The sequence below is a fragment of the Enterobacter sp. J49 genome (assembly GCF_002148625.1).
Classification (GTDB): domain Bacteria; phylum Pseudomonadota; class Gammaproteobacteria; order Enterobacterales; family Enterobacteriaceae; genus Enterobacter; species Enterobacter ludwigii.
On record NZ_MWPY01000033.1, the window covers coordinates 459,172 to 486,152 of the forward strand.

Below are 26,981 nucleotides of genomic sequence, written 5' to 3' on the forward strand. Positions count from 1 at the left end.
GTATTCCCGTTGTTGGAACCTCGTCGTTTCGATATGAGCGCATGGTATCAGGCCGCTGGGTTGAGTGTAACCACAGCAGGGCCATGGGAATTGTGGGTTTGTGGCGTCGTAAAGGGGAATCGTTATGCGTGAACTTAACCGGCGATTCAAAGACCACTACGGCGTCCCGGTCCATGTCATCCGATGGGAGCCACAGACTCGACGCGTTATATACCTTCGCGAAGGGTACGATTATGAGTGCTTCAGCCCTCTTGACCAATTCCAGCGTAAATTTACAGAGTTAAAGGACGACCATGAGCCTGTTAATGCCATCCCGGCCGATAGTGATAAACCCTGACCTTGCGTACAGCATTGGCCTCAACGAGGCTATTGTGTTGCAGCAGGTAAACTACTGGCTGAAAGAGACCACCTCCGGACTGGAGCGTGACGGCGTGCGCTGGATTTACAACACCAATGAGCAGTGGCTGGAGCAGTTCCCTTTCTGGTCAGAGTCTACTCTGAAGCGCACGTTCACCCGCCTGAAGAACCTCGGCGTGCTCAAAGTTGAGCAACTGAACAAGTCTCAGCGCGACATGACGAACTACTACACGATCAACTACGAAAGCGAGCTTTTAGATGAGGTCAAAGTGACCAAATCGAAGAGTTCAAATTGCACCCTTCCATTAGGTCAAAATGAACCGATGGAAGAGGTCAAAGTGAAACGCTCCATCGGGTCAAAACGAACCGCTGTCATCAGGTCAAATTGCACTGATGTTCTTACAGAGAATACAACAGAGAATACTACAGATATTAAAAAACCTATTTGTCCGGTTGCGTCGCAACCAGACCGTGATGTTTTAATCACTGATCAGGCAAAACTGGTTTTAACCTATCTGAACCAGGTGACTAACTCGCGCTATCAGGTTTCGACCACCTCGTTGCAAAACATTCGTGCCCGTATCGGGGAAGGTTACACCGTTGAAGAGTTATCGCTGGTGGTGGATTACTGCAACGCGAAGTGGAGCGAAGACCTCACTATGTCGGCTTACCTTCGCCCACAGACTCTTTTCCAGCCAACAAAGTTTCCTGGCTACCTGAAGTCAGCCAACAGCTGGGCGAATGCCGGTAGACCAGCACGAGTTAACGGGAAGTGGGTGCGTGAGGACGGAATCTTTAAATCCAGCTTCAATAACACCGACTACAGCAAAATCCCTGACGGGTTCCGAGGAGCGAGCTCATGATGGAATTAACGCCGCGTCAAGTGAATGGCGGAAGGGTAGAAATATCTATAACCAAGCATCAACCAGCAATGGGGGTAATTAGGTGAGAGCCATACTGACACCTGAAGTTGCGCCAATGTCCGGGGTTGTGTTGTTCCGCCCAGGCAACGAACTGCTGTGGCTGTTTCGTCTTGGCCGGGTGGTGATTGAAACTCCTTCGGAAGCTATCCAGCATCTTCCATCTGGTCTGATTCCTGAAGCACACCAGCCGCTGACAGATGATGTCAGTATGCAGGAGCTTTTCCTGAACGAGAGGGTTATTCAGCGTGCTGGGGGGCTAAGCAGTCTTGATGCCTGGCTGGAACGTAAATTCGAATGTCAGTGGCCTCACAATGACTGGCATTCAAAGGACTTTACGGTAATGCGTCACGCACCCGGAAGCATTCGCCTCTGCTGGGGTTGCGATAACCAGCTACGTGAACAAACCACTGAAAGACTGGCAGGAATTGCCATGCAGAACCTGGTAAAATGGCTGCTCGAAAGGGTGAGTATAATGCTGGGTTTCAGCGCTGACCACACACTGACGCTGCCGGAGTTTTGCTGGTGGATGGTACGTAACGATCTTGCTGACCTAATTTCTGAATCACTGGCGCATCAGGCTCTCAGGATTAAGCCCGAATCGCACAGTTCAGTGATGCGGGAAAGCGACATTGTGCCGTCATTACCGGCTACTGAAATTCTTCAGGAGAAAGTTAAGAAGATTGTCTCGGTGAAGGTCGATCCTGAATCACCGGAATCTTTCATGCTGAGGCCAAAGCGCCGCCGCTGGGAGAACGAGAAGTACACCCGCTGGGTGAAGTCGCAGCAGTGCAGTTGCTGCAATAACCCGGCAGACGACCCCCACCACCTGATAGGCCACGGGCAGGGTGGAATGGGTACCAAAGCGCACGACCTGTTTGTGATACCGCTGTGCAGAGCGCATCACGATGAGTTGCACGCTGATCCTGTGGCATTTGAAGCGAAGCACGGCGACCAGTTAACGCTGTTGTTTCGGTTTTTAGATCGTGCGCTGGCAATCGGTGCACTGGCGTAAGTGGAGACGCAACATGATCAATCCTTCTGAAGTTGGCAAATCCGACGAGATGGTTCGCCTTCGCACTCTCGAAAGCATCTGGGTATAGGGCAAGCTCCGCATGTGGGGTCGCTGGTCATACATCGGTGGTGCCTCTGGCGGAAACATGTTTAACCAGCTACTGGCGTCCGGAAAAATCACCAAAACCGCCATTAATGATGCGCTGCGCCGCATGAAGAAATCCGGTATCACTAAACCTGAGCTGGAAGCTTACCTGCGCGAAATCCTCGACAGCAAAAACAAAAGCGGCCTGGCGTTCTGCTCTGATGAAGAAGGGCTGAAGGTTGATGGTGTTGTTGCTTCGGTCCTGATGAATGATGACTACCGGGGACTCTATAGCGTTATTGTCGACCGTCACCGGCTGCGTAAGAGCAAACTGCAGATGGCTAACGAGCTCAATGCAAAACACCCTGACTGGACCTTGATCACATGCCGCCGCCGCATAGACACTTGGGTAAGTTTGGCAGAATCGATCCTGTACGCTCCACTTTGTGACGCGTTTGGCACAAATAGCGACAGATTTAAGTTGCAGAGTGAGCAAGAAAGTGCTTAAATTGTGTTAGGCTCGGGACAGTAAAGCGTACTGAGCAATAAGTTTGAAACCCGCAATGTAAGCGGGTTTTTTATTGCCTAAAATTTATACTGTGATAATGTGATGTGTGTCACATGAAGTGGCTAAATCACATAAGGACGGTGTAATTATGAGCGGTAAAGAATCTGCACATATCAATGTAAATGCCTACTCCAAAGACGGCTACTCGGGAACCGTCAGAGTCAGTAAAGATACTACGTATCTTAATTTGACGACTGGCTGGAAAATACCAATCATTGAAGTCAGTCAATCACCTCAAAGGTTCGCGGTCTTTATCGAATCGCGTCACAAAAATCAGCATCCATCTCTGTGGTGACTGAAAAAAAATAATCTCAAGGCTGCCCACGGGCGGCCTTTTTTGTTTCCCCTCGTTCTGAGAGGACTCACGGCAATAAGAGGGGGCTAAATGTCCGATCCTGTTTCTGGCACTACGGTAGCGGCTGGTGGTCTGATGGGAGCCAGCATGTTCGGTTTGGCAACCGGCATAGATTACGGTGTGGTGTTTGGCGCATTCGCTGGTGCGGTGTTTTACGTTGCTACGGCGGTTAATATCAGTCGCCTTAAGCTGGTGGGCTACTTCATCACCTCATTCATCTTCGGCGTTATCGGCGCACCGCTGCTTGGCTCTTACTTCTCCAAATGGACGGGGTATAGCGACAGGCCACTTGATGCGCTGGGCGCGGTAATCGTAGCCGCTATTGCTATCAAGCTGCTGACGTTCGTCAACAGCCAAGATTTAGGAAGCCTGTTTGGAATTCTCTCGCGTTTACGTGGTGGAGGGGCCAGCAATGGTAACAAGTGATCCCAGTGCGATGGCAAACGCAATTATCTCTGCTGTTATCGTTATTGCACTGATGTTCTACCAGCGCGGCGGGGCGAGACATCGCCCACTGATATCGCTGATGGCTTATTTCACGGTGCTGATGTACGCCAGCGTTCCTTTCCGTTACCTGTTCGGCTTGTACCATGAATCGCACTGGTTCGTGGTGCTGGTGAACGTCCTGATATGCGCCGCCGTTCTCTGGACTCGGGGAAACATAGCGCGCCTGGTTGATGCACTGAGGCACTAATGAACCAATCACAATTTCAAAAGGCGGCTGGGTTAAGCGCCGAGTTAGCTGCGCGCTGGTTTCAGCCAGTCACCGAAGCGATGAAAGAGTTCGGCATCACTAAACCGGAAGACCAGGCGATGTTCATTGCTCAGGCAGGGCATGAATCAGCAGGGTTTACATTGCTGGTGGAGAGCTTCAATTACCGCATTGCTGGACTGGTTAACTTCATTCGTGCTGGTCGTCTAACCGCTGAGCAGGCAAACGCGCTTGGCCGTCGCCCCGAAGAACGAACATTGCCGATTGAGCGCCAGCGCGCTCTTGCCAACCTGGTATACAGCAAACGCAATGGGAACAACGCTCCCGGTGATGGCTGGTTATATCGTGGGCGTGGGCTTATCCAGATTACGGGGCTGAATAACTACCGTGATTGTGGAAACGGCCTGAAGGTAGATCTGGTTAAGCAACCTCAGTTGCTCGCTGAAGACGTATACGCCGCAAGAAGCGCGGCATGGTTCTTTGTCACTAAGGGCTGCCTTAATCATTCTGGCGACCTGATGCGCGTGACGAAGATTATCAACGGCGGAACGAACGGACTGGAAGATCGCCGCGCTCGCTTCGGGCAGGCCAAGACGGTGCTTGTATGAAAAAGTGGCTACGAATCTTAATCCCAAGGTGGGAGACCGACACTGTTGTGCTGCAGGAAAAGGATGGTGTTCTACACATCGTCTGCAGTTATGAAGACATCGAACCTGGAGAGATGTTTGACGGAATGTGTGAACTTCAGACATTCACCTGGCTCAACTGGTCTTTACCATTCAGCGAAGCTTTAAACGTGCGCTCTTTTGAACCGAAGGTGGAAGCATGATCACGGTACAGTTAATTATCACGATAGCCGTTGCTGTTCTTGGAGCGATTGCTGCAGTCTTCGGCATTGGACATTCACGCGGCACCAGCAAAGCGGAAGCCAAATCAGACAAGCAGCGCACCGAAGAAAAGGCCGCAGCCACTGAAGCAGTAGCCGAACGCCGGGTAGAGACAACGAAAGAGGCCAGCAATGTACAGCAGACTGTTAACCATATGCCTGGCGATGATGTTGATCGTGAGCTGCGCACAAACTGGACCCGTAAAGGTTGAGGTAGTGGACACGGCTTGCGACTGGGTTAAACCCATCTACGGAACGGATCACGACTGGGATGTTCTGGACAGCCAGACGAAGAAAGACATCCTGGCGCATAACAAAGCGTGGCAGGCGAACTGCCAGAAGCGGGAGTGAAGCCTGCTACTGTGTTCACATTTCCGCTCTTATGCTCATTGTTAGCCATCACGAGGCTATCTTGACTATAGTTTTTCATTGTAACATTCTCTTCTAAAAAAATATGAAGAGTGAAATGATGAAAAGAGGAATCGTAACTCCACCGGGTAGTTTTCGCTTCAACACGGATAGAGCGGCTGTAGATCTTCAAGGTTTTTCTACTGATGAAGTTCACTATTATGCACTTTACTGGGATGAATTAGTTGTACTTGATTCTTCAAATATTTCGCTGTCAATCCCTAAGCAAGATGAATTGTTAGCAGCCGGTATACTTAAGCGTCCAAAAATGGTTACGAAGGGCATGCTGGATATTAGTCAATTCTCGCACTTATATGCCAATTTCCAAATAGAAGTGTTAAAGGATCTTAGAGCGAAAGAAAAATCAACTGACTGGTTACTTCATCAGGTTGGGGATGAGTTTAATTTTGGAGTTTATTCAAGTGATAAAGATATTCTTCGGTTAGAATTGCTCAAGGCTTTACCAGTTCCAAATAAAGATCTTCATATTGAGGAGATTCTTGAGTTTAAACACATATATAAAGATGATTTAAATGCTTTACATTCATACATCGCAGAGCTTTATTATGATGTCTTAAAATCTCCTGATGTTGAACTTTCAAAAATGGAAGCCTACGATAGATTAGATAAACAAATTAAAAGTATAAATAAATTATGCCTTGAAAAGTGGAAGCATTTCCCTAAATTCGATGTTTCTGTAAATTGCGAATTTGATGCTGGTCAAGTAATTGAGTTTTTAACGAAGGCAAGTTTATCTATTACAGGTTCACAATCTTTAAATATGGGTGTTGTAGGCGATATCGGGGGGTTGGCTATTTCTGCGGCCTCAACAATGGTTAAGATAAAACATGTAAAATCGGGGTTGTTAAAAGGTGAAAAGGAAAAGTTAGCTTTCTTAACCAGCGCGTCAAAAAAAGGAATGTTTTAATTAGTACCTTAGAAGCATTCTGTGAGCATTTTGATATATTAATTTAAGCTGCCCTCAGCCGACGGTAGCTTTTTTTTATTGGAGTTTTTATGCAGGTCACTATTGATGGTGTCCCGTTCGGTCCTGCCTGTGCTTCAGCGTCACGGATTGGCATTGCCATAACTACCCACAACAGGCCAGACATTTTAAAGCGCGCCATTGAGCAGCATATGAAACATCTGCCAGCCGGTGCGCTGGTGGTGGTTGTCGATGATGGTTCAAAACCTGCAGCGGTAGTGCCATACGGCGTACAACTGCTGCGCCATGAAACATCACTCGGCATTGTTGCCTCAAAGAACGCCAGCTTAACTGCTCTGATGGATGCCGGGTGTGAGCATATTTTTCTTTGGGATGATGACGCCTGGCCCATCGCCGATAACTGGCATCTTCCTTACATCGAATCACCCGAGCCACACCTGGCTTACCAGTTCCTCGATCTTGCTGGCCAGAATAAGCTCAATGACCTTTTGGTGCTTTACCGTGACGATCAGCATGTGGCGTATACCGGACAACGCGGCGTGATGCTTTATTACCACCGCAGAGCCATCGAGAAGGTGGGCGGATTCGATCCCGTTTATGGTCGCGGCATGTACGAACACAGTGACTTCGCCCTTCGCATCCATAATACAGGACTGACTACCTGGGCTTACGCTGATGTCGTCGGTTCAGAAAAGCTGATCCATTCTCTCGATGAACATGAAGCTGTGGAACGTTCAGTGCCGAGGCCCGACCGCCAGGCGCTGGTAGAACGTAATGTGAAGATCCACAACGAACGGCGTGACACCGGGTATACCGGTTACGTTGAATATCGGCAGCCGCGCGACGTGGTAATCACAACGCTGCTCACCAGTCAGCCTGACCCGCAGCGCGGTACCAAACTGACGGCCTCGCCTGACATGCTGACCAAATGGGCGGCCTCGCTTCGGAATTGTGGGCGTATTGCGCTGGTGGATGAATTACTGACGGCTCCGGCAGATGTTGAGCTGTATCTCGTTCCTGACGTAAAGATGAATGTCTATTTCCGGCGCTGGCTGCACATCTGGCAGCACCTGCGCGATCACCCTAAATATCGTTTCGTCTGGTGTACAGATGGTACCGATGTCGAAATGCTCCGCGCACCGTGGGAAGAAATGCAGCCCGGGAATGTTTACGTCGGTTCTGAACCAAAGACATACGCCGACACCTGGGCAAAGCAGAACCATCCAGAGCGTATCTATCAGGAATTCATTGAAGCGCACCGCAACGATGTGATGCTTAACGCTGGTCTGCTGGGTGGCACCCGCGCTGATGTGATGGCGTTCGCTCACGGCATCATCCGTCTTTACTACCGGATAGAGAGTTATCGTTTCTGGAAGAAAGAACAGGCTGGCTCCGCGGTGGGGGATATGATCGCTTTTGGCATTGTCGCAAAGTCATTTGGCGATCGCATTGTCACAGGCCCGCGCATCCACACAGTGTTTAAGACTGATGGTATTGGCAAAGAATGCGCATGGTGGAAACATAAATAAGAGGAAGTAGATATGAAGAAACACAAATTTAAAAAGAACATATATAGCCCAAAGTGCCAGCCCATTAGACCAGTGGGCTGGCATATCAATTTAGTAGGACGGGCCCTGTTTAAAGGAACTGACTGAATTCCTTAGCTGAATCATTCAACTCGTATTCTTTTAGGTTATTGATAACCGCTTCTCTGCGTTCTGGCGGTAGTTGAGCCATGAGAAAGCCTACGACACATTTAAGCTGTCCGACCTCCCTATTAAGGTCATCAATTGTTTTAGCATTACATTCCATCTGTAATCTGAAATTCTTCTTAATCATATTCAGTCCTTATCCGAAGGTAATCAGCCATCCCTCCGTACATAAGTGCGCCAGTGTCCCACCACTGACGGGCTGAATGCTTACCTTAACCAGGGCTAAAGCGAAGTAACACCCTGATATTCAGACAGTGGCCGCCATCGCGCGGCTTTTTTATTGGAGATTCTCTGGTGGCTGAAGACATAAAGTTTGTGGTGGTTGGCCATCACTCACGCCTAGGGCATGCACAACGTCTCGCTGCGATGCTGGATGCTCATCTGCTTATTGATGACGGTGACCACGGCGCGAACTGGAATCATCGCCGCGCGCTGGAGTGGGCTGCCTGCCAACCATGCCGGGTAGTAGTGCTGGAAGACGACGCGTTGCCGGTACTTGGATTCAGGGAAAAGGTTACTGACTGGCTAGCGCGCTTTCCTGACGACATGCTGAGCTTTTATCTCGGTACCGGCCGCCCACCTCAATATCAAATGCAAATAGCCGAACGGCTGATTATTGCTGATAAGACTCAGGTTGGCTACATCACGCTGCCGCGACTGATACACGGGGTGTGCTATAGCGTACCGCCTCAACGTGTCAGCGATGTGCTATCTCGATGGGATAGCAGTAAGCCTGCCGATTATGCAGTGGGTGATGCCTATGGCGGCGCTATGGTTTATCCGTGTTACTCGCTGGTGGACCATGCTGACGGCGAACCGGTTGAGCGTCACCCAGACTCAGCACCACGAACAGAACGCCGCCGGGCGTGGAGGTTAGCCTGAAAAACCGGCCAATTGGCCGGTTTAATTAGTTCTATCTTTTGCTGTCTGGAGTCCGTTTAACTGGTACCCATGTTGCACCAGGTTTAGAAGTCGGTGGTGCAGTATGGTTATCAGGAATGGTTGTGTAGTTATCGGTTTGGCCGCCTCGCGGACCGCGTTCACGATATACACCGCCATCACGTCCACTAGACTGGCCAGGTTTCAAACCCATAAATACCTCCACGATATAAGCCACAAAAGTGTGGCAAATACACTTTGCAGGAAGATTCACCAGTTTCAACGTGGCGATGATTCAATTTTTTAGGAGTGTTAATGCCATCACAAATACCAAGGGCATGCCGCAAGCGTGGCTGCCCAGGTACTACTACAGACCGCTCAGGCTATTGCCCCAAGCACATTAACGAAGGCTGGCAGCAGCATCAGAGAGGACAAAGCAGGCACCAGCGCGGTTATGGCAGTAAGTGGGACAGGCTGCGCCCAATCGTTCTCGACAGGGATAAACACCTCTGTCAGGAATGCCTGCGAAATGGAAGGTATACACCCGCTGAGACGGTGGACCACATCACCGCCAAAGCAAATGGGGGGACCGATGACCTGTCCAACCTCGAAAGCCTCTGCAAGCCCTGCCACGGGGCGAAAACAGCAGTCGAAAGACTCAAATGACATCAATTCTCATTTGAATCGACCGAGGGGGAGGGCGGGTTGAAAGTTCAGGAACGACGCGCCAAAGGACCGCCGCCTAACCTCTTTTCACATCGCCGCAGGTTAGAAAACTTTTTTTAGGGGTCCCCCATTCGATGATTAATAGGAGTTTTCGATTATGTCTGGACCACCGAAAACCCCGACCCATCTACGTTTGGTGAGGGGTAACCCATCAAAACGCCCGATCAATGAGAACGAACCAAAACCCGCTGCAGGGGTACCCCCAACGCCGAAGCATTTCGACAAGCAGGGGAAATACTGGTTTAAGCGGATGGCCGACGAGCTCGATGCTATCGGTGTGATGTCCCAACTGGACGCCAGAGCCCTTGAGTTGCTGGTTGAGGCATATACCGAATACCGGCACCACTGCGACACGCTTGAAATTGAGGGGTACACCTACCGGACCGAAACGCAGAGCGGGGATGTGATGATCAAAGCTCACCCGGCGGCCATCATGAAAGCTGATGCCTGGAAACGTCTTCGCGCCATGCTCGGAGAGTTCGGGATGACGCCAGCCAGCCGCTCGAAAGTGAATGCAAAAGGTCCTGATGCGGTTGATCCGCTGGCCGAGTTTATGAAAGCGAGGGATTAATGGCTAAGGTTGCAGAAGGCATCCGCTACGCCGAGAGGGTCGTGGCCGGGGAAATAATTGCCTGTGAGTTTGTGCGCCTTGCCTGTCAGCGTTTTCTTGACGATCTGGCACACGGCGAAGAGCGCGGAATTTACTTTAGTGAGCCGCGCGCGCAGCACATTCTGAATTTCTATAAGTTTGTTCCTCACGTAAAGGGCGCGCTGGCAGGCCAGCCTATTGAGCTGATGGACTGGCATGTTTTCATCCTGATTAATATTTTTGGTTTTGTTATCCCGCTGGTTAACGAAGAAACGGGAGAAACCGTCCTGCGTAACGACGGCAGCGGTCGGCCGGTGATGGTTCGGCGCTTCCGTACTGCAGATGTTGAGGTGGCCCGTAAAAATGCCAAATCAACACTTTGCTCAGGCGTTGGGCTGTATATGGCTGGGGCCGACGGCGAGGGCGGTGCGGAGGTTTATTCCGCCGCTACCACCCGTGACCAGGCGAGAATTGTTTTTGAAGATGCGAAGAATATGGTCAAGAAGGCGAAAGCCACTCTTGGGCGGCTCTTCGAATTCAACAAGCTCGCTATCTACCAGGAGCAAACGGCCTCCAAATTCGAGCCATTATCATCAGATGCGAACAACCTCGACGGCCTGAACATCCACTGCGCCATTGTCGACGAGCTGCATGCACATAAAACCCGTGATGTATGGGACGTTCTGGAGACGGCAACCGGCGCGCGCCTGCAGTCGTTGCTTTTCGGTATCACCACCGCCGGCTTTAACAAAGAGGGTATCTGCTACGAACTGCGTGATTACGCCATCAAGGTTCTGCGTGGGCTGGTAAAAGACGATACGTTTTTTGCCATCATCTACACCTTAGATGAAGGTGATGATCCCTTTGATGAAAAAGTCTGGCAGAAGGCGAATCCGGGGCTGGGTATCTGTAAGCGCTGGGATGATCTCCGCCGCCTGGCTAAAAAGGCGAAAGAGCAGGTTTCGGCCAGGATTAACTTTTTCACCAAGCACATGAATATCTGGGTTACGGCTGAGTCTGCCTGGATGGACATGATGAAATGGGAGAAATGCGAGTTTATCGCTCCGCAGCACGAACTTAAAACCTATCCCTCCTGGGTGGGCGTAGACCTTTCAAACAAAATTGATATCTGTGCGGCTGCCAAAGTATGGCGTGCGCCAGGTGGACACGTTCATGCGGATTTCAAATTCTGGCTGCCGGAGGGACGCCTTAAGAAATGTTCGCGCCAGATGGCAGAGCTCTATCGTAAGTGGGCTGAGCTGGACAAGCTGATCCTTACCGACGGGGATGTAATCGACCATGCTCAGATTAAGGAAGAGCTACAACAGTGGGTTGCTGGTGAGAGCCTGAAAGAAATTGGCTTCGACCCGTGGAGTGCCACGCAGTTCAGCCTCGCGCTGGCAGAAGAAGGGTTGCCGCTGGTGGAAGTGCCGCAGACGGTTCGCAATTTCTCTGAGGCGATGAAAGAGGTCGAAGCACTGGTATACGGTGGCCGCTTCCATCACAGCGATCACCCGGTAATGAACTGGATGATGTCCAACGTAACCGTCAAACCTGACCGGAACGAGAACATTTTCCCGAACAAGTCCACACCAGAGGCCAAGATTGATGGCCCGGCGGCATTGTTCACAGCAATGAGCCGCGTTCTGGTTAACGGTGGCAACGACCAGCAGGATCTCTCCGGATTCTTCAATAATCCCATCATGGTAGGTTTCTGATGAAAAAAAACAAACAGCCAGGCAGGGTGAAAAGCGCTCTGCTTAACTGGCTCGGTGTGCCTATCAGCCTGACTACCGGCACGTTCTGGGAGGAATGGTTTGGCACCAGCAGCAGCGGGAAGGTGGTAACAGCCGATAAAGCCATCCAGCTATCGGCTGTGTGGGCATGCGTAAGACTGTTGAGCGAGTCTATTTCAACCCTTCCGCTGAAAATATACGTTCGACAGCCTGACGGTTCGCGTAAAGCGGCAGCCGACCATCCGGCCTATTCGATACTGTGCCGCCGACCCAATTCAGAAATGACACCATCCCGCTTTATGCTGATGGTGGTCGCCAGTATCTGCCTGCGCGGGAACGCCTTCATTGAGAAGAAATTCATCGCGAATCGCCTGATTTCCCTGGTGCCTTTGCTGCCGCAGAACATGGTGGTTAAACGTCTTACTACCGGGGCGCTGGAATACAAATACACTGAAAATGGCAACGAGCGCGTTATTCCGATCAAAAACATCATGCACATTCGCGGGTTCGGTCTGGACGGCGTTTGCGGCATGATGCCAATGAAGACTGGCCGGGATGTGATCGGTTCAGCAATGGCGGTTGAAGAGTCCGCGGCGAAGATATTCGAACAGGGCCTGCAGAGTTCAGGATTCCTCTCTTCTGAGAAAGCTCTGGATGACACCCAACGTGAAAAACTTCGCGGTTACATGGCGGCGTTTACCGGTTCGAAAAATGCCGGGAAGATCATGGTGCTTGAGGGTGGCTTAACGTACCAGGGCGTGACCATGAACCCGGAAGATGCTCAGATGCTCGAAAGCCGCGCATTTAGCATTGAGGAAATCTGCCGCTGGTTTCGCGTGCCGCCTTTCATGGTTGGTCACACCACAAAACAAAGCAGCTGGGCATCAAGCCTGGAAGGTATGAACCTGCAGTTTCTGACTCATACACTTCGACCGCTGCTGGTGAATATTGAGCAGGAAATTGGCCGGTGCTTACTCGACAGCGATGACGAAGTGTTTGCGGAATTCTCCGTTGAAGGATTGCTGCGCGCCGACAGCGCGGGCCGTGCCGCTTACTATACCAGCGCGCTTCAAAATGGCTGGATGTCCCGTAATGACGTTCGTCGTCTTGAGAACATGCCGCCGATTGAAGGGGGCGACATTTACACCGTTCAGCTCAACCTGACGCAACTGAAAAATCTCGAAAGCAGCAACCCTGCTGTTCAGGCCCTTGCCCTGCGAGAGCTGCATAACCACGTATTCCCTGACATTTCCTTTGAACAATCTCCGCTGAAACAGGCCGCTTAGGAGCACTTTCCTGATGAGCAAAAAACAACTTCCGGTAGCACCGGCGGGTCGCCCCTGCGCGCGCGTTACCTGTGAAACATTACCGTCCGCACTGGACCGCTGGGACGGCGGGATCAAGGCGGCGACCACCGACGATAACAGCATTTCTGTTTTTGATGTTATCGGGCAGGACTACTGGGGCGAAGGGGTAACAGCTAAACGTATTGCCGGTGCGCTTCGGGCGATGAACGGTGCCGACGTTACGGTGAATATCAACTCCCCGGGCGGCGACATGTTTGAAGGCCTAGCAATTTACAACCTTCTCCGCGAATACGAAGGCCGTGTGACGGTGAAGGTACTTGGCATTGCCGCCAGTGCCGCCTCAATAATTGCGATGGCCGGGGATGATATTCAGATTGGCCGTGGTGCCTTCCTGATGATTCACAACTGCTGGGTATATGCGATGGGAAACCGTAATGACTTTGCTGAACTGGCACAGTCACTGGAACCCTTCGATACCGCGATGGCTGACATCTACGCTGCGCGTTCCGGTCTGGATATGGCCGCCGTACAGAAGTTGATGGATGCGGAAAGCTATATCGGTGGCAGTGATGCTGTGGCGAAGGGACTGGCAGACAGCCTGCTTTCTGCTGATGCGGTCAGCGATGGTGACGAATCTCCCGCTGCCGCGCTGCGAAAACTCGATGCCCTGCTGGCCAAGACCAATACCCCGCGCTCTGAGCGCAGAAAACTCATTAAAGCCTTATCCGGTGGCATGCATGGCGCTGTCACCACCAACGACGGTACGCCGGGCGCTGCCGAAGACATCAAACCTGAAACCATAAATTCACTTGAAAACGCCCTGGCGGCGCTAGTCAAATAAGGACCCTTTATGTCTGAAGTAAACGATATTCTGAAAAAAGTCACTGCCAGCATTGAAGAGGCAACCGGCAAGTTCAACGCGAAAGCAGAAGACGCACTCAAGGAGGCGCAGAAATCCGGCAAGCTGTCAGAAGAAACAAAGGCAGCCGTTGATAAAATGGCTTCTGAGTTCAATGCCCTGCGCGAAGCAGAAAAAACGCTTAAGGCGGCGATGGGGGATCTGGAGCAACATGTTGCCCAAATGCCGCTGGCTAAAGCGAAGCATATTGTGGAATCAATCGGCCAGCAGGTGATCTCTGCTGAAGCGCTGAAAACCTTTGCTGCCGGCGTTGAAGGCGGCAAACGTATCAGTATCCCTGTGAAGGCCGCACTGACTTCTACAGATGTGCCTGATGGCGTCGTCGAACCCCAGCGAATTCCGGGCATCGATACGGCACCAAAACAGCGCCTGTTCATTCGCGATCTGATAGCGCCTGGCCGCACTTCCTCCCCGGCTATTTTCTGGGTGCAGCAGACAGGCTTTACCAACAACGCGAAAGTGGTTCCTGAAAATACGCAGAAACCATACAGCGACATTGAGTTTACGCCGAAAATCACTGGCGTAAGCACCATCGCCCACCTGTTCAAAGCCTCCAAGCAGATCCTGGATGACTTCGCACAGCTGCAGTCAACCGTTGATGCCGAAATGCGCTACGGGCTGAAGTACGCGGAAGAGCAGGAAATTCTCTTCGGCGACGGTACCGGTGTACATCTGCATGGCATCGTTCCTCAGGCGTCAGCGTTTGATCCTGCTTTCACTGTTGAACAGCAGAGCGGCATTGACGATCTGCGTCTGGCAATGCTGCAGGTGCAGCTGGCGCGCTTCCCGGCGTCCGGTCATGTCCTTCATTTCATTGACTGGGCGCGGATCGAGCTAACAAAAGATAGCCTGGGCCGCTACATCCTGGCTAACCCTGCCGCGCTGACTGGACCTACTCTGTGGGGTCTGCCGGTTGTTGCCACCGAAGCTGCTGCCTTCCAGGGTAAATTCCTGACCGGTGCTTTCAACGCAGGCGCGCAAATCTTCGACCGCGAAGATGCGAACGTGGTGATCTCCACAGAGAACGCCGACGACTTCGAGAAAAACATGCTCACCATCCGTTGTGAAGAACGTCTGGCGCTGGCTGTTAAACGCCCCGAAGCGTTCGTGTACGGTGCATTCCGCACTGGCGCTGGTAGCTGATGAAACAGCGGCCTTCGGGCCGCTTTTACAGGTGGGAAAATGAAACTGATTGCACTCAAACCGATTTATTTCGGCGGTACCGTCGTTACTGAAGGGCTTCCGCTGGAAACTCTGGAACAGCATGGGCGCGAGCTCATCAAAAAAGGCTATGCGATGTTCGATGAATCAGAAAATCCTGCAGAGCAGGAACAGCAGCAGGAACAGCAGCAGGAACAGCAGCAGGAACAGCAGCAGGAACAGCAGCAGGAACAGCAGCAGGAACAGCAGCAGGAACAGCAGCAGGAACAGCCGGAAGTAAAAGCGGAAAAGAAGGCGAAAAAATAATGGTCGATCTTGATGTGGTGAAACAGCACTGCCGCATTGATACCGATTTTTCCGGAGATGATGCCCTGCTGACGTTATACACCGGTGCGGCGGCGCGTTACGTCCAGACATGGACAAGGCGAACGCTCTATGAAAATCAAAGCTCCCCTGGCTACGCAGACGACCCGGCCCCGATTCTACTGAATGATGATGTGAAAGCGGCCATGTTACTGCTGATAGGTCACTGGTATGCCAACAGAGAATCAGTGGCCGTCGGTCAGACCGTTGCAGAGGTTCCGTTTGCTGTTGAAGCCTTGCTGCAGCCATACCGAATTTACGGGGTATAGGAGGACTTTATGCAGGCCGGAAGACTGAGAGACAGGGTGGTAGTTCAGAACATCACAACATCCAGAGATCCTTCTGGCCAGCCTGTTGAACTATGGCATGACGGCGCAGAAACCTGGGCAGAAGTAAAGGGCATCAGCGGGCGCGAACTGGTAGCCGCTGGTGCTGAAACCGCAGTCGCCACTATCAGAGTATGGACTCGATTTCGTAGCGATATAACTGCTGCGTCCAGACTCAGGGTTATGACTGGCCCGTTCAAGGGGGCCGTTTTGAATATCGTTGGTCCGCCAATCCCTGATTCTCGTGGTATTCAGCTCGAAATTCTTTGCAAACAGGGTACCGAAAAATGATTGAGACGAGCCTCGATTTTTCCGGTTTGAATGACATCGCAAAGGACCTAGAGGCGCTTAGCCGCGCTGAAAACAACAAGGTTCTGCGTGATGCCACGCGCGCCGGAGCAGAAGTGCTAAAGGAAGAAGTGATTGCACGCGCTCCTGAGAGAACTGGAAAGCTGAAGAAAAATGTGGTCGTTTTGACTCAGCGCTCACGCCGCCGCGGGGAAATTTCTTCCGGTGTCCATATTCGTGGCCGCAACATGCGAACCGGTAATAGCGACAACAACATGAAAGCCAGCGACCCGAGAAACGCCTTTTACTGGCGGTTTGTTGAAATGGGGACGGTGAATATGCCGCCTCATCCGTTTGTGCGTCCTGCGTTCGATGTTCGCCAGGAGCAGGCGACGGAGGTCGCGATCAGACGCATGAACCAGGCGATTGATGAGGCATTAAGCAAATGACGGAAGATGATCTCTATCCACTGCTCGCGCCGCTGGCCGGTGGGCAGGTTTATCCCTACGTTGCGCCGCTCGGTAGTGACGGGAAGCCTTCAGTCTCGCCGCCCTGGGTAATTTTCTCGATTATTACCGACGTGGCCGCTGACGTTCTCTGCGGTCAGGCTGAATCAGCCGTTTCCGTGCAGGTTGATGTGTATTCCAGCACCATCACTGAGGCGCGCACGATCAGAAATATGGCGCTTGATGCCCTGCAGGTGCTGAAGCCGGAAAACATTGTTAAAACGCCAGGCTATGAGCCTGATCTGCGATATCACCGGGCGACGCTCGAATTTCAGGTAACCGTTTAACCTTACCCACCACAATAGACCGCTCAGGCGGTCTTTTTTTAACTGGAGAAATCATGACCAGTAAGTATGAAGTCACAAAGGGGATGACCTTTGCCGTCTCCGACGCGCCAGTAACCGCTGAGGATTTTAACTCCTCAACCTTCCCGGGTGCTGGCATTACCTGGCTGGAAGCGGCCTGTGCAACAAAGGAAATCACCTTCACGGGCGGTCAAAAAGGGGATATCGACGTAACCACGCTTTGCTCGACGGAACAGGAGCAAACCAACGGCCTCGCCGCGCCTGCTGAAATGAGCATTACCCGTAACTGGGTTGGCGATGAAGCAGCACAGGAGGCACTGCAGACCGCTTACGAAAATGACGAACTCCGTGCGCTGCGCGTGGTATTCCCGTCTGGCAACGGTTTTTACGTGCTGGTGGAGGTACGTCAGAGCTCGTGGTCTGCAGCAACCTCTTCCGTTGTTGGCGCAACCTATTCTCTGCGTGTACGCGGCAAACCTAAACGCATCTACGCGTCTGGTTCCTGAGCGGCTTCGGCCGCTTTTTTTATCCCTCCGACCATGTAACAAGAGAAAAATGAAATGGCGCAAAAAACATCACAGAATTCATTACGCAACGTGGCGCTTACAGCATCGAAAGCCTATCGCACCAAAGAAGGTATCACGGTCCCTGAATGGGATGGCGCAAGGGTAACGCTGCGTGAACCCTCTGGCGATGCCTGGGTGAAATTCCGGGAGATCGTTAATCCCCAGCTCGCCGAGGGCGAAGAAGCACCGACGCTGACGGAGGCGGAAAAGTTTCTGCGTAACAAAAAGGCAGATGTGGTTCTGTTTATTGACGTTCTGCTGGATGAAAACGGCGAGCGCGTATTCAGCGACGAGGATCAAGATCTGGTATCTAAAATTTATGGTCCCGTACACTCCCGCCTGCTGGCTCAGGCCCTCAACCTCGGCATGAGTCAGGAAGAAGCGGGAAAGCCGTAAAGCAGCCGCTGACCTTCTTCCTGATGTCGCTCGCGCTCCGAATGGGGCGCACTCTCCACGAACTGCGCCAGACTATTACCGCCAGTGAGCTAAAAATGTGGATCGAGTTCGACCGCATTAGCCCTGTTGGAGACTGGCGCGCCGATGCACAGGCGGCGCAGATCTCAGTTGCAATGCTGAACTCTCAGGGCGGGAAGTTCACTATCCCTGATGTGATGCTGAAATGGGGTGAGCAGGAAGGGGGCGCAGAAGTCTCAGAACTCGAAAAATGGATATCCGGTCTTTGACGCCCGCGGCTGCGGGCTTTTTTATGGGTGAAATATGGCAACGCTGCGCGAGCTAATCATCAAAATTTCGGCGAACTCTTCTTCTTTCCAGTCTGAGATCGCCAGAGCGTCCCGTATGGGAACCGATTACTATCGCACTATGGAGCAGGGCGGAAAAAAAGCTGCAGCGGCCACGCGTGAAACTCAGCGGTCTTTGGCTGACCTGAATTCTCAGCTTGCAACCGTGCGATCTTCTGCTGCCGGGCTTGCCGGTGCGTGGGCTGGTGCATTTGCAACGCATCAGCTGATTCAGTTTGCCGATACATGGAACCAGTTGAATGGACGTCTTCGGCTGGCGTCCTCGTCCAGTGAGGATTACGTGCAATCCCAGCGCGTGCTGATGGATATCAGCCAGCGCACCGGAACATCACTCGAAGCAAATAGCAACCTTTACAGTCGTATTGCCCAGTCACTGCGTGATGCTGGTTACGCTTCCGCTGACGTCGCAAAAGTTACGGAAACCGTTGCAACCTCACTGAAGCTGTCTGGTGCCAGCACTGAAGAGGCAAGCTCTGTTATCACACAGCTTAGCCAGGCGCTTGGCTCAGGCGTTTTGCGAGGTGAAGAATTTAACTCCATCATGGAGAACGGCGGCCGCCTGGCTAAACTGCTGGCTGATGGGCTGGGTACCACTGTCGGTGGCCTGCGCAACATGGCCAACAATGGCGAGCTGACGACTGACAAAATTGTCCCATTACTGACCAACGTCGAGATCCTCCGTAAAGAGTTCGACATCCTTCCTGCATCCATCAGCGGATCTGCACAGAAAGTGCAAAACGCCTTTCTCGCATGGGTGGGTGGGGCGAACGATGCCGTCGGCGCATCATCAACGCTTTCCGGCGTGCTGGATGGTCTGGCGAATAACATTGATGATGTGGCAAATACAGCCGGTATTTTGGTTGGTGTTGGCCTCGCTCGTTATTTTGGCAACATGGTCGGCAGCGTTGCTCAGTCAACCAGGGCTGTGCTCGCTAATACGGCCGCTGAGGTCGCGCTGGCGCAGGCTCAGGTTCGCGGCGCTCAGGTTAGCGTTGCTGCTGGTCGTCAGGCTGTTTACCGCGCTCAACAGGCGCACGCAGCGGCGACGAGTATCGAGGCTCAGATTGTTGCTGAGCGTAATCTTGCTGCAGCTCAGGCATCACTGAATACGGCGCTTGCTGGCAGGGCATCTGCGGTTAACAACCTCACCAGTACAGCCTCGGTAATGTCACGGCTGGGTAGTGGGGTGCTGGGTATTCTCGGTGGCTGGCCGGGAGTGATTATTGGTGCCGGCGCTGCGATGTATGGCCTTTATCAGCATACCCAGCAGGTGCACCGTGAGGCGGTAGGTTTTGCCAACAACCTTGACGAGATCAACACCAAGCTCCAGCAGATGTCGGTGCTTGGCCTGCGTTCGACCGCGGCTGATGCCCGTACATCTTTACAGGCGCAAAAACAGGACCTGGCCGACCTCGACTCACAGATCGCGAAGGTGAAAGACAGCCTAAAGGCGGTTGACCAAATCCAGCAGGACTACAACCGCCATCCGACGCTGACCCTGATTAACACTTTCATGGACCAGGCCGACATCACGGCCAAAAACATCGAGCTGACCGATAAGCTGAACCAGCTGGAGTACCAGCGCGAACAGGCAGCCTCAAAAGTCGAGCAAACGCAGAAGCTAGTAAACAATGCCAGTGACCTGGCCACACAAAAGGCTATCGTACAGGCTGGAGCTGTCTCAATCCTGAAGGGTGCATATGACCTTCTTAACCGCTCAATGTCAGCGACCGCTGGAGCTAAGCCGCCACAGTATGCCGGGCCCGTCGTTTCAATGGCGAACGCAACGCCTCAGCAGCAAACCGCACTGGAGCGCTCACGCCGCGATAATGAGCTGGCCAGCTTAAGTGGTTTGGAGAAACTCCATCAGCAGCACGTCTATGAAGCTGAAGATCTAAAGCTAACAGGGGCTCTTTACACCCAGTACATCTACAACAAGGATCTGGCCGCCAAAAAGGATCAAGCTGCAGCTGAGGCCAAAAAGACCTCAACCGCCGCCTCTAATGCGCAAAGTAAAGCAGAGCGCGAGGCGGCCAGTACCGCCGAACAGTATTCCCGGAAAATGGCCGACCTGAGCGTGGCTATTGATGTTCAGCGCGTGCGGGCAACGGAGGGAGAAAAAGCCTCCGATCTTTATGCTGCTTCCCATCAGGCTGGCACTAAATGGACGGATGAGCAGCGCAGGGCTATTCAGGCATCGTCTACAGAACTGGCAAAGTGGACCCAAAAAGCAGATGAGAACGTGCGCAAGCAGCGAGAACAGGCTGATGCTCTGAAGGATTTAACTGAAGCGGCCAGGAAGTTCAGGGATGAGGCGACGCTGACAACCGAAACCAGAGGAATGAGTGATCGCCAGCGCAGCCGGTTCGATGAAACGCAGCAGATTGACCGTGTTTTTGCGAAAACTGACGGTGGTACCGAAGCCATAACACAGCGTGCGGCGGCTCTCGATGCGCTGGACAAAAAATATAAAGCAATCGCTGCTTCTGAAGCTGACTGGACTGCTGGCGCTGAGAAAGGATTTAAAAACTGGTTTGACACCGCTACTGATTATTCCTCGCAGACAGCAGACCTAGTTAACAATTCAATGACAGGTCTTATCGGTAATATTTCTGATGCTTTATCGGGCAATAAAGTTGACTGGGAGGATTGGTCCAGATCGGTACTGGCTTCTATGCAAAAAATTATCCTTAACGCAATGTTGGTCAATTCGTTGAAGTCTGCAGGTGGTGGTGGTCTGTTTGGTTCTCTCGGTGGCCTTTTTGGTGGGGGGGATGCAACCTCCGCAGGAAGTACACCATCAGGCGCATATTCCGGCGCGGCCAGCGGACTGAAATTTGCCAAAGGCGGCGTCTTTGAATCCCCAAATCTTAGCCATTTCAGCAATTCGATCATATCCAGCCCGACGATGTTCAAATTTGCCAAAGGCGATGGATTAATGGGGGAAGCTGGCCCAGAGGCTGTTATGCCTCTAACCAGGACACCAAATGGCACTCTTGGCGTAAGGATGGTCGGCACTACAACTGCTGGTGGTGAAATCCATATCACCCAGCATATCAATGTTTCTGGTAACGGTGACGCCGCGCTTAAACAGGCTATGCAGGAGGCTGCTGCAAAAGGGGCCGCGGATGGTGCGAAAAAGGCGCGCCAGGACATGCTGAGTGATTTTCAGACCAACGGACAGGCCAGGAGGATGCTTGGCGTTTAACTAAGGAGTGACTATGGCTGTGCTTGAATGGCCTGCAGATGTATGTCCGGCGTCGCTGACGTGGCGTCCGGAAAGTAATACCAAAACCTTTCGCTCCCCGTTTAATGGTGCATTACAGACAGTTCGTTTCCCCGGCACCCGCTGGATCTGTTCCCTGACATTTAGCAACCTTACAGACGATAAATCCAGACGCATCGATGCGCTGGTGGCCTCGCTAGATGGTGAGTATGGCAGGGTGAAAATTCACGACTGGGGCCGGGTGGGTAGAACGCCTACCGGAAATCCGGTGGTGCAGGACGCAAACCAGACTGGAACGCAGCTCAGCAGTAAAGGCTGGACGCCAGGCAAGCTCGTGCTGCGCACCGGGGATTACCTTACTGTGAACGATGAGCTGAAGATGGTAACAGCTGACGTGACCAGTACATCAACTGGTACCGCAATCATCCCTATTGCGCCAATGCTACGTTCCTCACCGCCGGTTAACGGAAAAATTGAGGTGGCTAACCCCTACGGTATTTTTAAGCTGAAAGATAACCAGCAGGGCGCGGGTAACCGCGTTCCTGGCGTGTTTACCAGCTACACACTGGAGTTTGAGGAGGCATTTTAATGCAGTATTCCCCTTTTTCAGATTCGATGATCACCTGGCTCTCGCGCGACAGGGTTACTGCGGTGCTGGCGGCCAATGTCCAGTTTGAGTCCGGGACCGCTTACGTCCATTCCGGCACCGGCACGCTGGTGCTCGGTGGATATGTCTATTACGGCATGGGAACGCTGGGGGCCATCGATGATGTGAATGAAACTAACACGACCAGCCCGACACAGCTCAGGATGACACTTTCCGGGCTGGATATGTCCCTTTTCGCTAAAACGCTCAACGAACGCTGTGTGGGCAAACCTGCAGAACTCTATCTGGTGGCGATGGATGATAACGGGGTTGTGCAGGTTGCAGACCTGATTTTTAAGGGGCGTATTTCCGGTACCGGGGCGACATCGGGCGAAACCAACGCCCTGCAGTACACCGTCAGTAATATTTTTGAAGACTGGCAGCGACCGTTCCCGGACCGCTATACCGACGAATCCCACCAGGCAGCCCAGCCGGGTGACCGTATATTTCGCTACGTCGCTCAAATGGCAGAGCGTTCAATTTACTGGGGCAGCAAAAAAGATGCGCCAGGGTTTACCTATTCGTGAGGAAGCATGAAGCATCCAGACTGGCATAACAGATTAATCGCCGTAATAAGGGCCGCTGAAAAGCGGCCTTTTTTATGGGGCGAACATGACTGCTGCCTGTTTGCAGCTGACTGTGCCGAAGCGATGACCGGCGATAATTTTGCCAACGGCTGGCGCGGTACGTATGACAGCGAAACGGGCGCGAAAAAGGCGCTGCTGCGTGGTGGCGGCTCTCTTGAGAACGTGCTGGCGAAGTACCTCGACGAGGTACCTGTGAAGATGGCCCAGCGCGGGGATATTGCTGTTGTTGAAAACAGCGGTACCCGCTGTGCCGGGGTGATTTATGGCGGCGCTGTGTGGGTGCCGGGGGAAGCAGGCTTAGTCTGCCTCAGGATTAAACCACTGAGTACATGGAGGTTTCGCTGATGCCTGCTGCAATTCCGATTATCGCTACCGTTGCCGCTGGCGCAGTTGCAGCTAATGGTGCTTATGCCATCGCGATGGCAATCACCATCGCAGCGCAGGTTGCAACACAAATGCTGACAAAAAAGCCTTCACTCGGTGCCTATCGTGATACATCAGAGAGGAAGCAGGTGCTGCGCGCCGCTGCCAGCCCCAAAACGGTGATTTACGGAAGAACGGTATCAGCCGGTACGCTGTTTTTTTCGGAAGAACAGCCAGGTAACCAGACCGATGGGGAATGGCTTCACCTTGCCATCACTCTGGCTGGACATCCGCTTTCCGGCGTAGGGACCATTTACCTCGGTGATGATGATATTGGCTCATACCCTGATAACGCGACCTGGGAAGTGCATAACGACCGTCAGACCGCCGATCCCTTTATGCTGAAAAACTGCCCATCATGGAAAACTGACATGATTGGCAAGGGAATTTCGTGGCTTCGTGTGTCCCTGAAGTTCAACGCTGAAAAATTTCCGTCCGGCATTCCGAATATCAAAGTGGAGAAGACAGGGCGCAAGGTCTATGACCCGCGCACCGGCCGCACGGAATACAGCAATAACCTGGCACTTTGCGTACTGGATTACTACCGCAATTATTTGAAAGTTCCTGACGCTGATCTGAACTGGGATCAGTTTCAGGAAGCCGCCAATATCTGCGACGAAACGGTAACGAACGGCGACGGTACGTCTGAAAAACGTTACACCCTCAACGGGGAATTTGATCTCAGTGAAAACAAGGCCAGCATTCTTGAAGCGATGCTGGCGGCGGGTGCCGCTGAGCCAACATACATCGCTGGTAAGCACGGAATTCTGGTTGGCGCGTATTACGGTCCGGCGACGGAAGTGATCACTGAAAGCCAGCTGGCTGGTGACATCGAAATCATGCCGGAAGTGTCCCAGTCTGAGCGCGTTAACACCATTAACGGAACGTTTATCGACCCGAAACAGACCTATGCTGAGGCTGATTTTCCGGCTGTTTCTGTCAGTGAGTGGGTTGCAGAAGATGGCGTTGAAATATCGCAGGATATGAAACTTCGGTTTGTGACCAGTGAGTTTCAGGCCCAGCGCCTGGCGGATATTAAGCTGAAGCGCACCCGAATTTCGCGCACGATGAATCTCACGCTGAACCTGAGTGGCTACCGCTACCGTCCAGGTATGTACGTGAAGGTAAACTTTCCGTCGCTCGGTATCATTAATGTCGAAATGCGCGTTACTGACTGGAAATTCGGCGTACAGAACGGCGTGCAGATCACTCTGAAGCAGGAGACTGCTGATGTCTGGGGGGATGCGATTGGAAAACCTATTGAGCGCCCACCGTTTACGCAACTGCCACCGGGAGGTGTGGCGCAGCCGCAGAACCTGAAATACACCGTCGAGGAAATTGGGCAGGTGGTGCAGGGCGTGCTGTCCTGGCAGAACATTGGTCAGTTTGTTTATAACAAGGTGGTGATCCGTAAGGCTGGCCAGATGGTGTTATCTGCTCAGGTACCGGGTTCATTCACCCGCCTGACAGGACTTGCCCAGGCTACCTACACGGCTCATGTCACCGCGGTAAATCAGATGGGCGCGGAGTCGCCGGAGGCATATCTTGAATTCAGCATTCAGGCACCGCCTCCGCCGTCCAGAGTTGATATTGAACAGAGCTATTTTGCCATTACGCTCTACCCGCGCCTCGCTGCAGTGACGAACGTATCAACCCAGTTTGACTTCTGGACGTCAGGAGAGATCAGGCTGCCGAGTACCAGTACGCCAACGGTTGAAGGTGGGGCCACGCGCGCCGGTGTCGGTACCACCTGGAGCAGCCACGGTCTGAAGAACGGTCACACCTATTACTGGTATGTTCGCACAATAAACGCTTTCGGTACGTCTGCGTTTGTCGAAGTGGCCGCGCTGTGCCAGACAGATACATCAGATCTGATAGATGTCATTGACGAAGCTGTCAGAAATTCCGATGCCATGAAAAACGTCGAGAAGGGCGTTGATACCAACCTTGAAGGCATTCTGCAGAACGCGCTGGCAAACAAAGGCACTGTGGATCGCCAGTTCCAGCAACTGGGTGAAGTTAACGCTGAAATCCTGACAGTCAGAACAACAATCGCCACAGTTGACCAGGCGCTTGCGCAGCTGACGACCAGCGTTAAGTCTCAGTTTGATGGTGTTAATTCTCAAATACTTCAGCAGCAGACGGCCATCAGCAATAACACGCAGGCAATCGCATCACTTGATACGTATGTGCAGTCGCAGGTTGGCGATCTGACAGCAGCGGTAAATCAGAAGATGAACGCGGAGGTGACAAGCAACGGTTCTGCGAAGGCGTCCTATACGCTCAACCTAGGTATTATCCGTAACGGCGTTAAGTACAACACTGGACTCGGTATGTCCATTGAACCATCAGGCAGCAGCTATAAATCGACGATGGTTGTCGCCGCCGATCAGTTCGGCATCTATTCGGGAAGCGATCCCGGTAACTATCAGGCCGCCTTCTTTGTTTATAACGGTCAGGTCTTTATCCGTGACGCGATGATCCAGGATGGCAGTATCACGAACGCGAAGATCGGCAGTTACATCCGATCGACAAATTTTGCCGCCGGTGTGCGTGGCTGGAACATCGACAAAAACGGCGATTGTGAATTCCACGGAAAGCTTTATGCCGACAGCGGTAACTTTGCCTTCAACGGGACCAATAACACGGTCGTTATTAATGACAACGGTATTACCGTCAATATTCCTGGCGGTGGTCGCATCGTCCTTGGTTCATGGTGATTTATGCCCTCAGGACTTTTAATCGATCTCAACGATGGCGGTAAAAGAATGGAGATTACCGCCGGATTGCGCTGCCCCTCTTATGGCGGTGCGATTTCAGGAGGTATCGGGAAAGTAAATACCGCGACGGTCGAAGGTTACGTTTCTGGTTCGAATGTCATTTTCATTCCAACCCAGACGGTAATCAGCGATGAGGGGATATTCAAACTGGACAGCGTGAGCATATCCGGTGCGAACGTCACGCAAAACTGGAGCGGGAACTCTAACCCCGGCTTTCCCAATCCGCAACGCGTAGCGTTTTCCGGCACACTATGGCAGATACTGCCGGTCAGCCAGAATTCGAACGTTGGCCTACTTGTCCAGAACAGCACTGACTTTACAGCGATTACAACAGCGTCGAGGGTCGGGTACTGCATTTATAAAGCCAGGGTGACCGTCGGTACGTCAGGCTGGGTGACTCCCACTATAGCCGGGTTTGATCGCAGCAAATACCTGGTCTGCTGTAAGTGGGACAGTCCTTACACACTCGACTATGACGGCAACCGACTTCTGTTTCTGAATGATGGCTCAAACACGGAAGATCAACCAATGACCGGTACCGTGGATGTCGTCATTTTCGCAGGGGGAGTCACGCCCGTGCCTGCGAACCCGGGACACAATATCTTTAACGCAGCAGGCGAGTGCACGTTCTCAACGGCGAGAAGGCCTTTCGTTTATCTCGGCATTAATTTTTTACCTTCAACCACAGCGCAGACTGTTCCCGGAGGCGGCTACGTTCCTGTTGGCCGCTTTGGTCTCAGGGTGCCCAGCTTCGGAGGAGGTCGGATTTATCACTACCATTACGGGCTGGTTATGCAGAACGGCACACTGAGGGCAGGGAGGGGGCTGTATGTCGGCTGGTCTGACAGGCAGCTCGCGAACGCCGGGGTAACCCCTATCTCTCTCCCCGTAATCCCCGACATGTACGTTTGACCCCCTTTCAAT

The 26,981-nt window shown here is 52.4% G+C and carries 34 protein-coding genes and 1 pseudogene; 33 read left to right on the plus strand and 2 right to left on the minus strand.

Annotated features, from left to right (window positions below; translation table 11 throughout):
* Positions 1–124: 124 nt before the first annotated feature.
* The 12 genes and pseudogenes from BJP35_RS15125 (at position 125) to BJP35_RS15180 (ending at position 7,780) form a co-directional block, all read left to right on the plus strand.
* On the plus strand, positions 125–337 hold the full coding sequence (locus BJP35_RS15125; protein ID WP_086463369.1) for a DUF4222 domain-containing protein: 213 nt from the start codon (positions 125–127) through the stop codon (positions 335–337).
* On the plus strand, positions 294–1,220 hold the full coding sequence (locus BJP35_RS15130) for a conserved phage C-terminal domain-containing protein (protein WP_086463370.1): 927 nt from the start codon (positions 294–296) through the stop codon (positions 1,218–1,220). The genes BJP35_RS15125 and BJP35_RS15130 overlap by 44 nt, the downstream gene beginning before the upstream one ends.
* A gap of 82 nt (positions 1,221–1,302) precedes the next feature.
* Entirely contained in the window at positions 1,303–2,292 is a 990-nt protein-coding gene (locus BJP35_RS15135) for a DUF968 domain-containing protein (RefSeq protein WP_086463371.1), read from the plus strand.
* Positions 2,293–2,305: 13 nt separating this feature from the next.
* Positions 2,306–2,884, plus strand: a pseudogene (locus BJP35_RS15140) (DUF1133 family protein).
* Positions 2,885–3,329: 445 nt separating this feature from the next.
* The gene (locus BJP35_RS15145; protein ID WP_022648767.1) at positions 3,330–3,725 is read left to right on the plus strand and encodes a phage holin family protein; all 396 of its coding nucleotides are present in this window, start codon (positions 3,330–3,332) and stop codon (positions 3,723–3,725) included.
* A complete protein-coding gene (locus BJP35_RS15150; protein WP_086463373.1) occupies positions 3,712–3,993 on the plus strand; it encodes a phage holin family protein in 282 nt (93 codons plus the stop codon). Before BJP35_RS15145 ends, BJP35_RS15150 begins: the two co-directional genes overlap by 14 nt.
* The gene (locus BJP35_RS15155; protein WP_086463374.1) at positions 3,993–4,619 is read left to right on the plus strand and encodes a glycoside hydrolase family 19 protein; all 627 of its coding nucleotides are present in this window, start codon (positions 3,993–3,995) and stop codon (positions 4,617–4,619) included. Before BJP35_RS15150 ends, BJP35_RS15155 begins: the two co-directional genes overlap by 1 nt.
* Entirely contained in the window at positions 4,616–4,840 is a 225-nt protein-coding gene (locus tag BJP35_RS15160; protein WP_086463375.1) for a hypothetical protein, read from the plus strand. Before BJP35_RS15155 ends, BJP35_RS15160 begins: the two co-directional genes overlap by 4 nt.
* Complete coding sequence (locus tag BJP35_RS15165) at positions 4,837–5,109, plus strand: hypothetical protein (protein ID WP_373419695.1); 273 nt, start codon at positions 4,837–4,839, stop codon at positions 5,107–5,109. Before BJP35_RS15160 ends, BJP35_RS15165 begins: the two co-directional genes overlap by 4 nt.
* Positions 5,110–5,113: 4 nt before the next feature.
* A complete protein-coding gene (locus tag BJP35_RS15170) occupies positions 5,114–5,248 on the plus strand; it encodes a hypothetical protein (RefSeq protein WP_256971785.1) in 135 nt (44 codons plus the stop codon).
* A 118-nt stretch (positions 5,249–5,366) separates the two neighbouring features.
* Positions 5,367–6,233 carry a DUF6236 family protein gene (locus BJP35_RS15175; RefSeq protein ID WP_179193673.1) on the plus strand — a complete coding sequence of 289 codons (867 nt, stop codon included), beginning with the start codon at positions 5,367–5,369 and terminating at the stop codon, positions 6,231–6,233.
* A gap of 89 nt (positions 6,234–6,322) precedes the next feature.
* The gene (locus BJP35_RS15180) at positions 6,323–7,780 is read left to right on the plus strand and encodes a glycosyltransferase family 2 protein (protein WP_086463378.1); all 1,458 of its coding nucleotides are present in this window, start codon (positions 6,323–6,325) and stop codon (positions 7,778–7,780) included.
* Between the two features lie 109 nt (positions 7,781–7,889).
* Here the strand turns inward: BJP35_RS15180 and BJP35_RS15185 are convergent, their stop codons facing one another.
* Positions 7,890–8,090 (minus strand): hypothetical protein, encoded by a 201-nt coding sequence (locus tag BJP35_RS15185; protein WP_179193674.1) that lies wholly within the window; start codon positions 8,088–8,090, stop codon positions 7,890–7,892.
* Positions 8,091–8,257: 167 nt separating this feature from the next.
* Between BJP35_RS15185 and BJP35_RS15190 the strand changes: the two genes are divergently transcribed.
* Positions 8,258–8,845 carry a hypothetical protein gene (locus BJP35_RS15190; RefSeq protein WP_373419696.1) on the plus strand — a complete coding sequence of 196 codons (588 nt, stop codon included), beginning with the start codon at positions 8,258–8,260 and terminating at the stop codon, positions 8,843–8,845.
* Between the two features lie 31 nt (positions 8,846–8,876).
* On the opposite strand, the gene BJP35_RS24650 is transcribed toward BJP35_RS15190, so the two are convergent.
* A complete protein-coding gene (locus BJP35_RS24650) occupies positions 8,877–9,056 on the minus strand; it encodes a hypothetical protein (protein WP_072031907.1) in 180 nt (59 codons plus the stop codon).
* 101 nt (positions 9,057–9,157) lie between these two features.
* Here BJP35_RS24650 and BJP35_RS15200 point away from each other — a divergent pair, with 101 nt between their 5' ends.
* From BJP35_RS15200 to BJP35_RS15290, 20 genes are all read left to right on the plus strand, one after another.
* Positions 9,158–9,508 (plus strand): HNH endonuclease, encoded by a 351-nt coding sequence (locus BJP35_RS15200; protein WP_086463380.1) that lies wholly within the window; start codon positions 9,158–9,160, stop codon positions 9,506–9,508.
* Between the two features lie 157 nt (positions 9,509–9,665).
* The gene (locus BJP35_RS15205; protein WP_032636952.1) at positions 9,666–10,139 is read left to right on the plus strand and encodes a phage terminase small subunit P27 family; all 474 of its coding nucleotides are present in this window, start codon (positions 9,666–9,668) and stop codon (positions 10,137–10,139) included.
* Positions 10,139–11,875, plus strand: coding sequence for a terminase large subunit (locus tag BJP35_RS15210; protein WP_086463381.1), 1,737 nt, complete (start codon positions 10,139–10,141; stop codon positions 11,873–11,875). Before BJP35_RS15205 ends, BJP35_RS15210 begins: the two co-directional genes overlap by 1 nt.
* The gene (locus tag BJP35_RS15215) at positions 11,875–13,179 is read left to right on the plus strand and encodes a phage portal protein (protein ID WP_086463382.1); all 1,305 of its coding nucleotides are present in this window, start codon (positions 11,875–11,877) and stop codon (positions 13,177–13,179) included. Before BJP35_RS15210 ends, BJP35_RS15215 begins: the two co-directional genes overlap by 1 nt.
* Positions 13,180–13,192: 13 nt before the next feature.
* The gene (locus BJP35_RS15220) at positions 13,193–14,041 is read left to right on the plus strand and encodes a head maturation protease, ClpP-related (RefSeq protein WP_086463383.1); all 849 of its coding nucleotides are present in this window, start codon (positions 13,193–13,195) and stop codon (positions 14,039–14,041) included.
* A 9-nt stretch (positions 14,042–14,050) separates the two neighbouring features.
* Positions 14,051–15,262 carry a phage major capsid protein gene (locus BJP35_RS15225; RefSeq protein ID WP_086463384.1) on the plus strand — a complete coding sequence of 404 codons (1,212 nt, stop codon included), beginning with the start codon at positions 14,051–14,053 and terminating at the stop codon, positions 15,260–15,262.
* Between the two features lie 39 nt (positions 15,263–15,301).
* Positions 15,302–15,586: a hypothetical protein gene (locus BJP35_RS24455; RefSeq protein WP_179193675.1), complete on the plus strand. Its 285-nt coding sequence runs from the start codon at positions 15,302–15,304 to the stop codon at positions 15,584–15,586.
* Positions 15,586–15,912 (plus strand): head-tail connector protein, encoded by a 327-nt coding sequence (locus BJP35_RS15230; RefSeq protein ID WP_086463385.1) that lies wholly within the window; start codon positions 15,586–15,588, stop codon positions 15,910–15,912. Before BJP35_RS24455 ends, BJP35_RS15230 begins: the two co-directional genes overlap by 1 nt.
* Positions 15,913–15,921: 9 nt before the next feature.
* Positions 15,922–16,260 (plus strand): phage head closure protein, encoded by a 339-nt coding sequence (locus tag BJP35_RS15235; protein ID WP_086463386.1) that lies wholly within the window; start codon positions 15,922–15,924, stop codon positions 16,258–16,260.
* Positions 16,257–16,706: an HK97-gp10 family putative phage morphogenesis protein gene (locus tag BJP35_RS15240; RefSeq protein WP_086463387.1), complete on the plus strand. Its 450-nt coding sequence runs from the start codon at positions 16,257–16,259 to the stop codon at positions 16,704–16,706. Before BJP35_RS15235 ends, BJP35_RS15240 begins: the two co-directional genes overlap by 4 nt.
* Positions 16,703–17,050 carry a DUF3168 domain-containing protein gene (locus tag BJP35_RS15245; RefSeq protein ID WP_000133672.1) on the plus strand — a complete coding sequence of 116 codons (348 nt, stop codon included), beginning with the start codon at positions 16,703–16,705 and terminating at the stop codon, positions 17,048–17,050. Before BJP35_RS15240 ends, BJP35_RS15245 begins: the two co-directional genes overlap by 4 nt.
* Before the next feature lie 53 nt (positions 17,051–17,103).
* The gene (locus BJP35_RS15250) at positions 17,104–17,574 is read left to right on the plus strand and encodes a phage tail tube protein (protein WP_061382656.1); all 471 of its coding nucleotides are present in this window, start codon (positions 17,104–17,106) and stop codon (positions 17,572–17,574) included.
* Between the two features lie 54 nt (positions 17,575–17,628).
* Entirely contained in the window at positions 17,629–18,030 is a 402-nt protein-coding gene (locus tag BJP35_RS15255) for a phage tail assembly chaperone (RefSeq protein WP_086463388.1), read from the plus strand.
* Positions 18,031–18,053: 23 nt separating this feature from the next.
* Positions 18,054–18,317, plus strand: a complete 264-nt coding sequence (locus tag BJP35_RS15260; protein ID WP_063214802.1) for a DUF4035 domain-containing protein — start codon at positions 18,054–18,056, stop codon at positions 18,315–18,317.
* 34 nt (positions 18,318–18,351) lie between these two features.
* The gene (locus BJP35_RS15265) at positions 18,352–21,603 is read left to right on the plus strand and encodes a phage tail tape measure protein (protein ID WP_086463389.1); all 3,252 of its coding nucleotides are present in this window, start codon (positions 18,352–18,354) and stop codon (positions 21,601–21,603) included.
* Between the two features lie 13 nt (positions 21,604–21,616).
* Positions 21,617–22,210: a hypothetical protein gene (locus BJP35_RS15270; protein WP_086463390.1), complete on the plus strand. Its 594-nt coding sequence runs from the start codon at positions 21,617–21,619 to the stop codon at positions 22,208–22,210.
* Positions 22,210–22,794, plus strand: coding sequence for a hypothetical protein (locus BJP35_RS15275; protein ID WP_086463391.1), 585 nt, complete (start codon positions 22,210–22,212; stop codon positions 22,792–22,794). The genes BJP35_RS15270 and BJP35_RS15275 overlap by 1 nt, the downstream gene beginning before the upstream one ends.
* Before the next feature lie 6 nt (positions 22,795–22,800).
* Positions 22,801–23,199 carry a hypothetical protein gene (locus tag BJP35_RS15280; protein ID WP_086463392.1) on the plus strand — a complete coding sequence of 133 codons (399 nt, stop codon included), beginning with the start codon at positions 22,801–22,803 and terminating at the stop codon, positions 23,197–23,199.
* Positions 23,199–25,997: a DUF1983 domain-containing protein gene (locus tag BJP35_RS15285; protein ID WP_086463429.1), complete on the plus strand. Its 2,799-nt coding sequence runs from the start codon at positions 23,199–23,201 to the stop codon at positions 25,995–25,997. The genes BJP35_RS15280 and BJP35_RS15285 overlap by 1 nt, the downstream gene beginning before the upstream one ends.
* Positions 25,998–26,000: 3 nt before the next feature.
* Complete coding sequence (locus BJP35_RS15290; RefSeq protein ID WP_086463393.1) at positions 26,001–26,969, plus strand: DUF6453 family protein; 969 nt, start codon at positions 26,001–26,003, stop codon at positions 26,967–26,969.
* Positions 26,970–26,981 lie beyond the last annotated feature (12 nt).

What these genes read in the sequence shown, in the direction of transcription:
- BJP35_RS15125 (WP_086463369.1), top strand. Translation starts at nt 125, where the DNA reads ATGCGTGAACTTAACCGGCGATTCAAAGACCACTACGGCGTCCCGGTC.
- BJP35_RS15130 (WP_086463370.1), top strand. Translation starts at nt 294, where the DNA reads ATGAGCCTGTTAATGCCATCCCGGCCGATAGTGATAAACCCTGACCTT.
- BJP35_RS15145 (WP_022648767.1), top strand. Translation starts at nt 3,330, where the DNA reads ATGTCCGATCCTGTTTCTGGCACTACGGTAGCGGCTGGTGGTCTGATG.
- BJP35_RS15150 (WP_086463373.1), top strand. Translation starts at nt 3,712, where the DNA reads ATGGTAACAAGTGATCCCAGTGCGATGGCAAACGCAATTATCTCTGCT.
- BJP35_RS15155 (WP_086463374.1), top strand. Translation starts at nt 3,993, where the DNA reads ATGAACCAATCACAATTTCAAAAGGCGGCTGGGTTAAGCGCCGAGTTA.
- BJP35_RS15160 (WP_086463375.1), top strand. Translation starts at nt 4,616, where the DNA reads ATGAAAAAGTGGCTACGAATCTTAATCCCAAGGTGGGAGACCGACACT.
- BJP35_RS15165 (WP_373419695.1), top strand. Translation starts at nt 4,837, where the DNA reads ATGATCACGGTACAGTTAATTATCACGATAGCCGTTGCTGTTCTTGGA.
- BJP35_RS15175 (WP_179193673.1), top strand. Translation starts at nt 5,367, where the DNA reads ATGAAAAGAGGAATCGTAACTCCACCGGGTAGTTTTCGCTTCAACACG.
- BJP35_RS15180 (WP_086463378.1), top strand. Translation starts at nt 6,323, where the DNA reads ATGCAGGTCACTATTGATGGTGTCCCGTTCGGTCCTGCCTGTGCTTCA.
- BJP35_RS15185 (WP_179193674.1), bottom strand. Translation starts at nt 8,090, where the DNA reads ATGATTAAGAAGAATTTCAGATTACAGATGGAATGTAATGCTAAAACA.
- BJP35_RS24650 (WP_072031907.1), bottom strand. Translation starts at nt 9,056, where the DNA reads ATGGGTTTGAAACCTGGCCAGTCTAGTGGACGTGATGGCGGTGTATAT.
- BJP35_RS15200 (WP_086463380.1), top strand. Translation starts at nt 9,158, where the DNA reads ATGCCATCACAAATACCAAGGGCATGCCGCAAGCGTGGCTGCCCAGGT.
- BJP35_RS15205 (WP_032636952.1), top strand. Translation starts at nt 9,666, where the DNA reads ATGTCTGGACCACCGAAAACCCCGACCCATCTACGTTTGGTGAGGGGT.
- BJP35_RS15210 (WP_086463381.1), top strand. Translation starts at nt 10,139, where the DNA reads ATGGCTAAGGTTGCAGAAGGCATCCGCTACGCCGAGAGGGTCGTGGCC.
- BJP35_RS15215 (WP_086463382.1), top strand. Translation starts at nt 11,875, where the DNA reads ATGAAAAAAAACAAACAGCCAGGCAGGGTGAAAAGCGCTCTGCTTAAC.
- BJP35_RS15220 (WP_086463383.1), top strand. Translation starts at nt 13,193, where the DNA reads ATGAGCAAAAAACAACTTCCGGTAGCACCGGCGGGTCGCCCCTGCGCG.
- BJP35_RS15225 (WP_086463384.1), top strand. Translation starts at nt 14,051, where the DNA reads ATGTCTGAAGTAAACGATATTCTGAAAAAAGTCACTGCCAGCATTGAA.
- BJP35_RS24455 (WP_179193675.1), top strand. Translation starts at nt 15,302, where the DNA reads ATGAAACTGATTGCACTCAAACCGATTTATTTCGGCGGTACCGTCGTT.
- BJP35_RS15230 (WP_086463385.1), top strand. Translation starts at nt 15,586, where the DNA reads ATGGTCGATCTTGATGTGGTGAAACAGCACTGCCGCATTGATACCGAT.
- BJP35_RS15235 (WP_086463386.1), top strand. Translation starts at nt 15,922, where the DNA reads ATGCAGGCCGGAAGACTGAGAGACAGGGTGGTAGTTCAGAACATCACA.
- BJP35_RS15240 (WP_086463387.1), top strand. Translation starts at nt 16,257, where the DNA reads ATGATTGAGACGAGCCTCGATTTTTCCGGTTTGAATGACATCGCAAAG.
- BJP35_RS15245 (WP_000133672.1), top strand. Translation starts at nt 16,703, where the DNA reads ATGACGGAAGATGATCTCTATCCACTGCTCGCGCCGCTGGCCGGTGGG.
- BJP35_RS15250 (WP_061382656.1), top strand. Translation starts at nt 17,104, where the DNA reads ATGACCAGTAAGTATGAAGTCACAAAGGGGATGACCTTTGCCGTCTCC.
- BJP35_RS15255 (WP_086463388.1), top strand. Translation starts at nt 17,629, where the DNA reads ATGGCGCAAAAAACATCACAGAATTCATTACGCAACGTGGCGCTTACA.
- BJP35_RS15260 (WP_063214802.1), top strand. Translation starts at nt 18,054, where the DNA reads ATGTCGCTCGCGCTCCGAATGGGGCGCACTCTCCACGAACTGCGCCAG.
- BJP35_RS15265 (WP_086463389.1), top strand. Translation starts at nt 18,352, where the DNA reads ATGGCAACGCTGCGCGAGCTAATCATCAAAATTTCGGCGAACTCTTCT.
- BJP35_RS15270 (WP_086463390.1), top strand. Translation starts at nt 21,617, where the DNA reads ATGGCTGTGCTTGAATGGCCTGCAGATGTATGTCCGGCGTCGCTGACG.
- BJP35_RS15275 (WP_086463391.1), top strand. Translation starts at nt 22,210, where the DNA reads ATGCAGTATTCCCCTTTTTCAGATTCGATGATCACCTGGCTCTCGCGC.
- BJP35_RS15280 (WP_086463392.1), top strand. Translation starts at nt 22,801, where the DNA reads ATGAAGCATCCAGACTGGCATAACAGATTAATCGCCGTAATAAGGGCC.
- BJP35_RS15285 (WP_086463429.1), top strand. Translation starts at nt 23,199, where the DNA reads ATGCCTGCTGCAATTCCGATTATCGCTACCGTTGCCGCTGGCGCAGTT.
- BJP35_RS15290 (WP_086463393.1), top strand. Translation starts at nt 26,001, where the DNA reads ATGCCCTCAGGACTTTTAATCGATCTCAACGATGGCGGTAAAAGAATG.